This window comes from Herbaspirillum lusitanum P6-12 (assembly GCF_000256565.1).
In the GTDB taxonomy this organism is placed as follows: Bacteria; Pseudomonadota; Gammaproteobacteria; order Burkholderiales; family Burkholderiaceae_D; genus Herbaspirillum; species Herbaspirillum lusitanum.
In genome coordinates, this window is record NZ_AJHH01000575.1 from 1 (window position 1) to 659 (window position 659).

Consider the following 659-nt stretch of genomic DNA (forward strand, 5'->3'; position numbering starts at 1 on the left):
GCGCCGCATGAGCTCGGCAAAATAGATCTGCTGCCGGTGGCGGCAGGCGATGAAATCTCGATCCAGACACCGGGCGGCGGCGGTTGGGGCGATCCATTCCAACGCGAGCCTGCAGCAGTACTGACCGATGTATTGCGCAGCCTGCTGTCAATCGATGCGGCGCGCGATGATTATGGCGTGGCGTTGACATTGGCGAACGCAACTCTGAGTGTGGACGCAGCGGCGACTTCAGCGTTGCGTGCCGGCAGTCATGCCGTTAGTCATGCCGTCAGCCGCTTCGGTCCCGAGCGCGAAGCCTGGGATCGCGTCTTCCCCGAAGCCTTGCTGGATCGCCTGAGCGCCGCCTTGTTCGCCATGCCCGCCGCTGCGCGCGCACGGCACCGGCGGCAGGCCTTCGCCGCGGCACTGGCGGAGTTGCCCGAAGGATTTCCGCAGACGGCGGCGAGCGACCAGTCCATTGCCGCTGCCGCCGCGCGATTTGCCAACACCATACCTGCTGCAACCTGATCGCATTCCGATGAAAAACATACTGGAGAAAAAATGAAATCGATACGTAGCATCCGCGCCATCCGCATCCTCCCGACTCTTGCCGTGACGCTGGCCGCAGCAGCCATCCTGGCCGCCTGCGGCGACAAGAAACCCGAGGCGCCTGCCCCTGC

1 pseudogene is annotated in these 659 nt (G+C 64.3%); it reads left to right on the forward strand.

Annotated features, from left to right (window positions below):
* Window positions 1-507, forward strand: a pseudogene (locus HLUSI_RS29600) (hydantoinase B/oxoprolinase family protein); the annotation flags it as partial.
* Window positions 508-659: the final 152 nt, after the last annotated feature.